This window comes from Nocardiopsis chromatogenes YIM 90109 (assembly GCF_000341185.1).
In the GTDB taxonomy this organism is placed as follows: domain Bacteria; phylum Actinomycetota; class Actinomycetes; order Streptosporangiales; family Streptosporangiaceae; genus Nocardiopsis_A; species Nocardiopsis_A chromatogenes.
In genome coordinates this window covers 1-8384 of the sequence record NZ_ANBH01000224.1, presented here as the reverse complement: position 1 = coordinate 8384, position 8384 = coordinate 1, and the positions used below count along the sequence as shown (strand labels likewise).

The 8384-nt window shown below is 73.0% G+C and carries 5 protein-coding genes and 3 pseudogenes; 5 read left to right on the top strand and 3 right to left on the bottom strand.

Translation table 11 applies throughout. The features are described 5' to 3' along the window. Positions 1 to 376: pseudogene (locus D476_RS0121295) on the bottom strand (hypothetical protein); the annotation flags it as partial. Positions 377 to 617: 241 nt separating this feature from the next. Between D476_RS0121295 and D476_RS35720 the strand changes: the two are divergent. Then, a pseudogene (locus D476_RS35720) lies at positions 618 to 2715 on the top strand (acyltransferase family protein). A 29-nt stretch (positions 2716 to 2744) separates the two neighbouring features. Here D476_RS35720 and D476_RS0121280 read toward each other — a convergent pair. Then, positions 2745 to 3170: a MerR family transcriptional regulator gene (locus D476_RS0121280; protein WP_017625948.1), complete on the bottom strand. Its 426-nt coding sequence runs from the start codon at positions 3168 to 3170 to the stop codon at positions 2745 to 2747. 151 nt (positions 3171 to 3321) lie between these two features. Between D476_RS0121280 and ahcY (D476_RS0121275) the strand changes: the two genes are divergently transcribed. Together ahcY (D476_RS0121275) and ahcY (D476_RS0121270) are read left to right on the top strand one after the other, a co-directional pair. After that, a complete protein-coding gene (ahcY, locus tag D476_RS0121275) occupies positions 3322 to 4758 on the top strand; it encodes an adenosylhomocysteinase (protein ID WP_017625947.1) in 1437 nt (478 codons plus the stop codon). Between the two features lie 41 nt (positions 4759 to 4799). Further along, the gene (gene ahcY / locus D476_RS0121270; protein ID WP_017625946.1) at positions 4800 to 6062 is read left to right on the top strand and encodes an adenosylhomocysteinase; all 1263 of its coding nucleotides are present in this window, start codon (positions 4800 to 4802) and stop codon (positions 6060 to 6062) included. Here the strand turns inward: ahcY (D476_RS0121270) and D476_RS0121265 are convergent. Then, positions 6019 to 6876: an RDD family protein gene (locus D476_RS0121265; RefSeq protein ID WP_051061811.1), complete on the bottom strand. Its 858-nt coding sequence runs from the start codon at positions 6874 to 6876 to the stop codon at positions 6019 to 6021. The two genes, ahcY (D476_RS0121270) and D476_RS0121265, sit on opposite strands and share 44 nt — an antisense overlap. A gap of 20 nt (positions 6877 to 6896) precedes the next feature. On the opposite strand from D476_RS0121265, the gene D476_RS0121260 reads away from it, so the two are divergent. Both D476_RS0121260 and D476_RS0121255 read left to right on the top strand, forming a co-directional pair. After that, on the top strand, positions 6897 to 7892 hold the full coding sequence (locus D476_RS0121260; RefSeq protein ID WP_017625944.1) for a stage II sporulation protein M: 996 nt from the start codon (positions 6897 to 6899) through the stop codon (positions 7890 to 7892). Positions 7893 to 8012: 120 nt separating this feature from the next. Beyond that, positions 8013 to 8384: pseudogene (locus D476_RS0121255) on the top strand (hypothetical protein); the annotation flags it as partial.

The following is an 8384-nucleotide window of genomic DNA, read 5'->3' as shown; positions in this document are numbered from 1 at the left end:
CGGCCGCCCGCGCCGCGTCGGCGGCGCCGCCGATCGGGGGCGCGGGGACGGGCGGGTCGAAGTCGGGGATGCGCCGGGCGAGCGCGGCGAGCCGGTCGGCGGTCATCGGGCTGCCGGACGGGGGCTCGGCGGCGATGGTGCACAGCGCGTCGGCGTCCAGGCCCCGGCGCGCCGGGGACCCGGCCTGCCCGGCGAGCGCGCGCAGTTCCCGCACGTGCCGTTCGACCGCCCGGCGGAGTCCGTCCCCGCTCTCGCGGGGGCCGGTGCGGCACCGCTGACGGCCGAGCGCGCGCAACCGGTCGAGCCGCCCGAGGGAACGGCGGAGCGGCGCGGGCAGATCCTCACCCGAGAGGGACCTGTCGGCAAGGGAGTCCACGGTTGCAACCGTAACCGGGACGGCCCCGCCGGAAACCGGAATCGGCGGATCGGCACGGAGGAACCGGAAGGGGGGACGGGGCGCCGCCGCCACCTCCGCCTCGGGCTTCGCGGGGGTGAGCGCTGTGGTTCAGCTTCCCGACGCCCGCCGGTAACCGAGCCGGGGCAGCATGTTGCCTCGCCCTCGGACCGCCAAGGTCGAGCCCCTACGAACCGCGCACCGGAAAGCGAGCAGCCTCGCCGTGCAGTCCCTCCTCACGGACGTTCGGGGGAGGGCCTCCTCCTCCCAGCGGGCCGCAGCAGCTCCAGCGCCCCCTGCCGGGGGCCACCGGCCCGAGATCGACGGGCTGCGGGCCGTCGCCGTCCTCTTGGTCGCCGCCTACCACATCTGGTTCGGCCGGGTCTCCGGCGGCGTGGATGTATTCCTGCTGGTCAGCGGCTTTCTCATCACCGGTTCGCTGGTCCGGTCCGTCGAGCGCTCCGGCGGGGTGGGCGCCGCGGCCTTCCTCGGGCGGCTGTGCGCGCGGCTCATGCCCGCCGCCGCCCTCGTCCTGGCCGCCGTCCTGGCCGCCACCCGGCTCCTGCTGCCCGAGGACCGCTGGCGCGACACCCTCTCCGAGACCGTGGCCGCGGCCGCCTACCACCTCAACTGGCACCTGGCCCTGGACTCGGTCGACTACCTCTCCCGCAGCGGGGCCGTCAGCCCCCTCCAGCACTTCTGGTCGCTGTCCGTCCAGGGCCAGTTCTATCCCCTGTGGCTGGTGCTGATCGCCGTCGCCGCCTGGGCCGCCCGCCGCGCCGGGCGCACGGTCCGCACGGGGGCGGCCGTCGCGGTCGCCGCCGTGTTCGCCGCCTCGCTCGCCTACTCGGTGTACATGACCCGCACCGACCAGCCCTGGGCCTACTTCGACACCGGCGCCCGCCTGTGGGAGCTGGCCCTGGGCGGCCTGCTCTTCCTGGCCCTCCCGCGCATCGACCCGCCGCGCGCACTGCGCGTCGCACTGGGCTGGCTGGGCCTGGCCGCGCTGGTCTCCTGCGGGCTCCTGCTCCAGGTGTCCACCCAGTTCCCCGGCTACATCGCCCTGTGGCCGACCNGGCCCCAGCGGCTCCCGGTGGGGCGCCGACCGCCTGCTGACCCTGCGCCCCCTGCGCTACCTGGGCTCCCTCTCCTACGCCCTCTACCTGTGGCACTGGCCGGTCCTGGTGTTCTACCTGCACGCCACCGACCGCACCCTGGCGAGCTGGCACGGCGGGCTCGCGGTGCTGGCGGTCTCGGCGGTCCTGGCCGCCGCCACCACACCGCTCGCCGACCGCGTCGTCGCGTTCTCCAAGCGGCGGCCGGAGGGCCGGGGCGGGGAGGCGGACGGGGGAGCCCGGGTGCGGCCCCGGCGGCGCCTGCCCGGTCCCGCGCGGGCCGCCGCCGTGGGGCTGGCCTGCCTGCTCCCCGTCCTGCTGGCGGCCGGCGGCTGGTCGGTGCGGATGGACGCCGAGAAGCGCGCACGCGAGGCCCTCGCCTCCGACCCCGACGTCTACCCGGGCGCGGCCGCCCTGGCCGACGGCGCCGCCGTGCCCGACGCCCCCGTCTACCCGGACCCCGCCGAGGCCGCGGACGACGTCCCGGTCACCTACGCCGACGGCTGCAACCAGACCACCACCGCCTCGGAGGTCATCACCTGCGAATACGGGTCCGACGACCCCGAGCGCACGATCGCGCTCGTCGGCGGCTCCCACGCCGCGCACTGGTTCCCGGCCCTGGAGGAGATCGCCGCCGAGCGCGACTGGCGCATCGTCAACATCGTCAAGGGCGCCTGCCTGTTCACCGACGCCCCGCAGACCTACAAGGGCGACCCCTACACCTCCTGCTCGGAGTGGAACCGCGGCGTGATGGACGAGCTGGAGGGGCTGAGGCCGGACGCGGTGTTCACCACCGGCACCACCACCAGCCTCGACACCTCGGCGGGCTACGACGGCGAGGAGGTCGTGGACGGCTACGTCGACCGCTGGCGCGAGCTGGACGTCATGGGGGTCGAGGTGGTGGCGGTGCGCGACACCCCGAGGCTCGGCTTCGACGCGGTGGAGTGCCTGGGGGAGGGGACGCCGCAGGACTGCACGGCCCGGGCCGACGTCTCCCTGGCGCCGGACTCGCCCCTGGGCGGCGCCGACCTGCCGGACAACGTGTCCGTCCTCGACCTCAACGACCTGCTGTGCACCGGGGGCGAGTGCCCCTCCGTCATCGGCAACGTCCTCGTGTACTGGGACGGCAGCCACATCGGCGCCACGTACATGCGCAGCATGGCGCCGGAGCTGGAGGAGCGCATGATGGCGGCGACGGGGTGGTGAGGGGATGGTGACGGGGCGGTGACGCCCCGTCAGTGCCGCTCCGGCCCCCGCGCGTCCGCCGTCTGCCCCTTGGCCTGGAGCAGCCGCAGCGCCTTGCGCTTCTCGAAGTCCATCGCCCGCGCCCGCGGCGGCGCCAGCCGTCCCAGCCGCTCGCCGTAGGCCCGCACCCGCGCCAGCGTCTCCGGCTCGGCCAGCATCCGCAGCGCGAACGCCAGCGCCGCCGGGGTGATGTCGTAGCCCCGCTCCAGCTCCAGCCCCGCGGCGATGGTGCCCAGGTCGTCGGGGGAGAAGCGGCGGTGTCGGTGGCCCCGCCCGGTCGGCTGCTCCTTGGTGGCCGGCAGGAGGCCGAGCGCCTCCCGGTAGCGCAGGCTGCGCGGACTGGTGCCGAGCGCCTCGGCGGCCTCCGAGATGGGCACCGCGTCCGCGCGGCGGCGGCCCGGGCTGGGAGAGGACATGGCCCCGACCCTAACCGACCGCGGCCGCCCCCACCGGGACCGGCCGCACCAATCTGACATTTCCCCGTCAAATTCGCGGCCGAGGCCGTGCCCTGGGGCGGGATCGGCCTCTAGACTCGGTGCGCATCCACCACGAGGAGTGAAGACACGCATGTCATTCGACTTCAAAGTCGCGGACCTGTCCCTCGCCGAGTTCGGGCGCAAGGAGATCCGTCTGGCCGAGCACGAGATGCCCGGCCTCATGGCGACCCGCGCCGAGTACGGCGACTCCAAGCCCCTCGCGGGCGCCAAGATCATGGGCTCGCTGCACATGACCGTGCAGACCGCGGTCCTGATCGAGACCCTGGTCGCCCTGGGCGCCGAGGTCCGGTGGGTCAGCTGCAACATCTTCTCCACCCAGGACCACGCGGCCGCCGCGGTCGTGGTCGGCCCCGACGGCACCCCGGACGACCCCAAGGGCGTGCCGGTCTACGCCTGGAAGGGCGAGACCCTGGAGGAGTACTGGTGGTGCACTGAGCAGGCGCTGACCTGGCCGGGCGGCGAGGGCCCCAACATGATCCTCGACGACGGCGGCGACGCCACCATGCTCGTGCACAAGGGCGCGGAGTTCGAGAAGGCCGGCGCGGTCCCCGACCCGTCCACGGCCGACTCCGAGGAGTTCCGGATCTTCCTGACGCTGCTGCGCAAGAGCGTCAAGGCCGACCCGAACAAGTGGACCGAGATCGGCAAGCGCATCAAGGGCGTCTCCGAGGAGACCACCACCGGCGTGCACCGCCTCTACGAGATGGCGCGCGAGGACAAGCTGCTCTTCCCGGCCATCAACGTCAACGACTCGGTCACCAAGAGCAAGTTCGACAACAAGTACGGCATCCGCCACTCGCTGCCGGACGGCATCATGCGCGCCACCGACGTCATGATCGGCGGCAAGGTCGCGGTCGTGTGCGGCTACGGCGACGTCGGCAAGGGCTCGGCCGAGTCCCTGCGCGGCCAGGGCGCCCGGGTCGTCGTCACCGAGATCGACCCGATCAACGCCCTCCAGGCGGCGATGGACGGCTACGAGGTCGTCCGCATCGAGGACGTGGTGGACACCGCCGACATCTTCATCACCACCACCGGCAACTTCGACATCATCCGCGCCGACCACATGGAGCGGATGAAGCACCAGGCCATCGTCGGCAACGTCGGGCACTTCGACAACGAGATCGACATGGCCGGCCTGGAGAAGATCCCGGGCATCAAGAAGGACGAGATCAAGCCGCAGGTGCACGAGTACACCTTCGCCGACGGCCACTCGATCATCGTCCTGAGCGAGGGCCGCCTGCTCAACCTGGGCAACGCCACCGGGCACCCGAGCTTCGTGATGTCCAACAGCTTCACCAACCAGGTGCTGGCCCAGATCGAGCTGTACGCCAAGACCGAGGAGTACCCGGTCGGGGTGTACACCCTGCCCAAGATCCTGGACGAGAAGGTCGCCCGCCTGCACCTGGACGCCCTGGGCGTCAAGCTCACCGAGCTGACCAAGGAGCAGGCCGCCTACATCGGCGTGGACGTGGCCGGCCCGTACAAGCCGGAGCACTACCGCTACTAGGAGAGCCCTCGCAGCGACTCCTCGCACGGCACACATTCGCGATGGCACTGCCTGAGCACGACGTGGCGGACCTCGGCCTGGCGCAGGCCGGGGTCCGCCGCGTGGAATGGGCCGAACGCGCCATGCCCGTCCTGGGGCGCATCCGGGAGCGCTTCGCCGCGGAGCGGCCCCTGGAGGGCATGCGCGTGTCGGCGTGCATGCACGTCACGGCCGAGACGGCCAACCTGCTGCGGGCGCTGCGCGCCGGCGGCGCCGACATCGCCCTGGCGGCGTCCAACCCGCTGTCCACACAGGACGACACCGCGGCCGCGCTCGTGGCCGAGTACGGCGTCTCCGTGCACGCGCGCGCGGGCATGGACGAGGACGCCTACGACCGCAACCTGCTCACCGTCCTGGAGCACCGCCCGCACCTGCTCTTCGACGACGGCTGCGACCTGGTCAACATCGCCCACACCGAGCGCCCCGACCTGATCGAGGAGGCCGCCGGGGGCTGCGAGCAGACCACCACCGGCGTGATCCGCCTGCGCGGCATGAGCGCCGAAGGGGTGCTGAAGCTGCCCATGGTCGCGGTCAACGACACCGCCACCAAGCGGATGTTCGACAACCGCTACGGCACCGGGCAGTCCACGATCGACGGCATCCTGCGCGCCACCAACGCCATGCTCGCCGGGCGCACCTTCGTGGTCGCCGGGTTCGGCTACTGCGGGCGGGGCCTGGCCGAGCGCGCCCGCGGCATGGGCGCCCGCGTGGTGGTCACCGAGGTCGACCCGGTCAAGGCGCTGGACGCGGCCATGCAGGGCTACACGGTGCTGCCGATGGACGAGGCCGCCCCCGTCGGCGACGTCATCGTCACCGTCACCGGAAACCGGGACGTGGTCCGCGCCGAGCACCTGGCCGCCCTCAAGGACGGCGCCGTGCTGGCCAATTCCGGCCACTTCGACGTGGAGATCGACCTGGAGGCCCTGGAGGCCATGGCGGTCGAGGTGCGCCGGGACGTGCGCCCGGAGGCCGACGAGTACGTGCTGGCCGACGGGCGCCGGGTGGTGCTGCTGGCCGAGGGGCGCCTGGTCAACCTGGGCGCCGCCGAGGGGCACCCGGCGGCGGTGATGGACATGTCCTTCTCCGGCCAGGCGCTGACCGCCGCCTGGATCGCGGCCGCGGGGGCGTCACTGGAGCCCGGGGTGCACGAGGTGCCCGGCGGCATCGACACCGAGGTGGCCCGCCTGGAGCTGGAGGCCCTGGGCGTGCGCACCGACGCGCTCACCCCTGAACAGGAGGAGTACCTGCGCTCCTGGCGCGCATGAGGCGCTCGGTCTCGCGGCGGCGCCGCTCGGCGAGCACCGCCGCCAGGTAGTCGGGCGGCGTGGTGCCGGGCGGCGGGGGCGGCCCGACCTGGGAGGCGACCAGGTCGGCGATGCGCACCCCCATCTCGTGCCGGGCGTGCGGGGTGAGCTCGGCGAAGCGCAGCACGTACTGGCGGGCCATGGCGGCGGTGTCCGGGGCCAGGCCGCTCAGCTCGGCGGCGGCCGCCCACTCGGCCAGGTGCGGGGGCATCGGGACCTGGTCCCGCCCGGTGCGGCGGGTGCGCTCGGAGACGACCAGCGTCCCGGCGGCGAAGTCGCCCACCCGGCGGCCGTTGCGGTCTACGAGCGAGGTGACCAGCGCGATCGTCCCGGACAGCGTCCAGATCTCGACGGCGCCGGTCAGTCCGCGCACCAGTGCCTGCCGGAACCGCTCGGGGGATCCGTCCGAGCCGACCACCCGCAGGCCCAGCGCCATCTTGCCCAGGGAGCGGCCGCGGGTGGCGGTCTCGAAGGCGACCGGGTAGCCGACCAGGATCAGCACCATGAGCAGGAGGGAGACCGCAGCGGTCGCGGCCTGGTCCACCCCGTCGGCGATCGCGGCGACGGTGAGGATGAGCCCGAGCAGCAGCAGGACCTGCACCGCGACGTCCAGGGCCAGCGCCAGCGCCCGGGTGGCGAAGCCCGCCGGGCGCAGGTCGAGCACCACGGCGTCCCCGGTGACCAGCTGAGCCTGCTCCTCCGGCGATCCGTGCGCGTCCAGGGCCACGTCCGCCCCCTTCGTCCTCGCCTGTGTGCCTCCTCCCCAGTCTGGCATCACCGGTAGGGTCGCTTGGCGTGGAGATCGACGTATTCGCCGCCGCGCACCGTGAGGACTGGAAGCGGCTGGAGGCCCTGGTCCGCCGGCGCCGCCGGCTGACCGGCCCCGAGGTGGACGAGCTGGTCGACCTGTACCAGCGCGTGTCCACCCAGCTGTCCGCGGTGCGCTCGGCCGGAGCCGACCCGGCGCTGGTGGGGCGGCTGTCCGGCCTGGTCGCGCGGGCGCGCGCCGCCGTGGTGGGGGCGCACACCCCGGCCTGGAAGGACCTGGCGCGGTTCTTCACCCGCACCTTCCCGGCCGTGGTCTACCGGCTGCGCTGGTGGTGGATCTGGGCGAGCGCGGGCACGGTGGGCTTCGCCGCGGCGATCGCCTGGTGGCTGGCCACCGACCCCTCGGCGATGGCGGCGGTCGGTACCCCGGAGGAGATCCGGGCCTACGTCGAGCACGACTTCGCGAACTACTACGTGGAGCACCCGGGCGCCTCGTTCGCCGCCCGGGTGTGGACCAACAACGCCTGGGCGGCGGCGCAGGCGCTCACCCTCGGGGTGTTCCTGTGCGTGCCCACGGTGTACGTGCTGGCGATCAACGGCGCCAACCTGGGGGCGGCCGCGGGCATCATGTTCGCCAACGGCAAGGGGGACGTGTTCCTCGGCCTGATCCTCCCGCACGGACTGCTGGAGCTGACGGCGGTGTTCGTGGCCGCCGGGGTGGGCCTGAAGCTGGGCTGGACCCTCATCGACCCGGGCGGCCGCCCCAGGGGCCGCGCCCTGGCCGAGGAGGTGCGCGCGGCGATGGCGGTGGCGCTGGGCCTGGTGCTGGTGCTGTTCGTCTCCGGCCTGATCGAGGGCCTGGTGACCGGGTGGGTGCACATCACCTGGCTGCGGATCGGCATCGGCGTGGCGGCCGAGGCGCTGTTCCTGCTGTACGTGTTCACGCTGGGCCGGAGGGCCCACAGGGAGGGCGAGTCGGGCGACGTCGAAGGCGCCCCGGCATCGGCCCCGACGGCGGCGTAGGAGCGGCCCGCACACGCCGCCGGGCACGGCACGACCGCAAGGGGTTCCGGCTGGAACGTTAATACACATGTTCGGATAAGCGCCTGCGGCCTGCCATGACCGCCCGCTAGCTTCTCCGCCATGGTCAAACCACCGCATGAGGCCCTGCACCGGATCTTCTGCGAGGATCCGCATCTTCTGGGGCGCACGTTCGAGCACCTCTTCGGCAACGGACCGCCCGCGCCTGAGTCGGTGTCGGTGCTCAACGCCGATCTCTCCGAGATCAAGGTCATCGAGCGACGCGCGGACTCCGTCCTGTGGCTGGATTACGGTGCCGAGAACCACATCCTGATCATCGAGTCGCAGTCCGACAAGGACGGGGACAAGCGGGGGAGCTGGCCCTACTACGTCTCCTACCTGTACGAGAAGTTCGGATGCGGCGTGACGCTGCTCGTCGCGTGCCCGTCGAGGGTCACGGCGGGTGGTTTCTACTGTTCAGTGCAACTTTTCGTA

What these genes read in the sequence shown, in the direction of transcription:
- ahcY (WP_017625947.1), top strand. Translation starts at nt 3,322, where the DNA reads ATGTCATTCGACTTCAAAGTCGCGGACCTGTCCCTCGCCGAGTTCGGG.
- D476_RS0121265 (WP_051061811.1), bottom strand. Translation starts at nt 6,876, where the DNA reads ATGCCAGACTGGGGAGGAGGCACACAGGCGAGGACGAAGGGGGCGGAC.
- D476_RS0121280 (WP_017625948.1), bottom strand. Translation starts at nt 3,170, where the DNA reads ATGTCCTCTCCCAGCCCGGGCCGCCGCCGCGCGGACGCGGTGCCCATC.
- ahcY (WP_017625946.1), top strand. Translation starts at nt 4,800, where the DNA reads ATGGCACTGCCTGAGCACGACGTGGCGGACCTCGGCCTGGCGCAGGCC.